Annotated in this window: 1 protein-coding gene and 2 pseudogenes; all 3 read left to right on the top strand. The window is 66.3% G+C overall.

Features of this window, described 5'->3' with window-relative positions; translation table 11 throughout:
- Positions 1–266 (top strand): annotated as a pseudogene (locus JCM25156_RS14370) (chemotaxis protein CheW); the annotation flags it as partial.
- Between the two features lie 6 nt (positions 267–272).
- Positions 273–1,954, top strand: a pseudogene (locus JCM25156_RS24760) (methyl-accepting chemotaxis protein).
- A 10-nt stretch (positions 1,955–1,964) separates the two neighbouring features.
- Positions 1,965–2,184 (top strand): Hpt domain-containing protein (locus JCM25156_RS14380; RefSeq protein ID WP_025813617.1); only part of this gene is annotated, 220 nt, incomplete at its 3' end.

Consider the following 2,184-nt stretch of genomic DNA (forward strand, 5'->3'; position numbering starts at 1 on the left):
TGTACACCGTGTTCGACCTGTCGGTGCTGCTGGGGGGCGCGCGGCTGGACAGTCCGGGCGTGATGCTGCTGCTGCGTTCGGTGTCCAGCATTCCGCTGGGGCGTATCGCGCTGCTGGCCACATCGGCCACCGGCACGGTGGAAATTGCCGGAACACCCACTCCGCTCACCCCGTCGGGCTTTCCGCAGGCGCACCTGCCCGATGGGCGCGGCCTGACCGTCATTGATCCCGCGCGCCTGTTTTCTTCCCGTTATGTCGGAGTGTGAAATCCCGTGACAATCGCCAATCGCCTGCTGTTCGGCTTCATGGTCGGTGTCCTGCTTCTGGTCTCGCTGGGTATTTACGCGCTGGGACAGATCCGCGAGGTGCGCGATGAAATGACCCTCATCGTCACGCGGGATCTGTCGGTCTATCGCGAACTGACGCATATCCGCGCCAACGAGAACGATCTGGTGGCGCGCCGTCTCGCCATTCTCGCCCATTATTACGCGCATGATTTCGAAAGCGCGCCCGGCGTGCTGGAAGACGCCATTGCAAGCTGGGATGAAAAATCGCGGGAGGCCGAGGGCCTGCTGGCGGGCGTGCTCTCCCGCTCGGAAGAGGCCGGGCGCCTTGCGCGCAGCGATGACCAGCGTGAGATGTTCAATACCGTCGCCGCGCAGCTGCGTGATATTTCCGGCCAGTTCCAGATGGATACCCGCGCGGCGGGCATGCTGTTCCAGGCCATGCGGGCGGCGAATGACACGAGCGTGCGCGAACAGGCGTCGCGTATCGACAGCCGCGAACAGTCCATCGACATGCAGGTCAGCCGGGCCGCCTCCCTGCTGGACCACGGCGTGCAGGTGGCGGAAACGCAGGGGGCGGCCTCGTATGACTACAGCCGCCGCTCGCTGGCCATCGGCATGGGGCTGGCCGTTGTCGTGGCGCTGATCGTCACGTTCTGGACGCGGCGCTCCATCATGGAGCCGATCTCCTCCATCATGCATGTGATGGAGCGCGTGGGGCAGGGCGATCTGGCCACGCGCGCCAAGGTGGGCGGCATGGGCGAGGAACGTGACGAGGTCGCCCGCCTTGCCGCGGGGCTGAACCGCATGATCGACGGCCTGCGTGAAATTGCCCGCCAGAGCGGGGAGGTGACGCAGAACCTGGATACGGCGGTGGCCGAGATCCGCGCCTCCACCCAGCAGCAGGCCGCCAGCGTGGAGGAACAGTTCGCCGCCGTGCAGGAAACGGCGGCCACGGTGGACGAGATCACCCATTCCGGCGCGCAGATCAGCAAGCGCGCGCGCGAGGTGATTTCCTCGGCGGAGGTGATCGTCCACAGTTCGGCCAGCGGCCTCGAGGCGGTGGAGGAAACCGCCCGCGCCATGGCCCATACCCATGACGGGGCCGAGGCCGTGGCTCGAACATCGTGGCGCTGTCCGAACGGACCGAGGCGATCAGCGAGATCATCGCCACCGTCAATGACCTGTCAGAGCGTTCGCACCTGCTCGCGCTCAACGCCGCGATCGAGGCGGCGGCGGCGGGCGAGCATGGCCGTTCCTTCGCCGTGGTGGCCGCCGAGATGAAAATCCTGGCCGACCAGTCGCGTGACGCGACGCAGAACGTGCGCGCCATACTGGGTGACATCCAGCGCGGAATCAACACCTCCGTCATGCTGACGGAGGAAGCGGTCAAGCGCGTTTCCGCCGGGCGCGAGCGCACCGACATCGCGTATCGCACCATCGAGCGCATGACCGGCGGGATCGAGGAAGGGGTGCATGCCTTCCAGCAGATCGTGGCCTCGACCAACCAGCAGCAGATCGGGATCGAACAGGTCATGACGGCGCTCCAGAGCATCCGCCAGGCCAGCCAGCAGACATCGGCCGGCACCCGTAATCTGGAGGTATCCGCCAGTAATCTGGGCAAGCTGTCCAAGCAGTTGCTGACCATTTCCGCGCGCTACCGGACCTGACGGCAAGGCCGTGGAAAGCCTTCGGGACGAACTGCTGGCGGTATTCGACGCGGAATATCGCGACCACCTGCGCGCCATCCGGGCCGTCATGGCATCGGGCTGCGCCAGCCGGCGCGATGTGGCGGAGATATTCCGCCGCGTCCATTCGCTGAAGGGGGCGGCCCGCGCGGTGGAACTGCCGGGGGTGGAAAGCGTGGCCCACACGCTGGAAAACCGCCTGTCCGGCCTGC

The organism is Komagataeibacter kakiaceti JCM 25156, assembly GCF_000613305.1.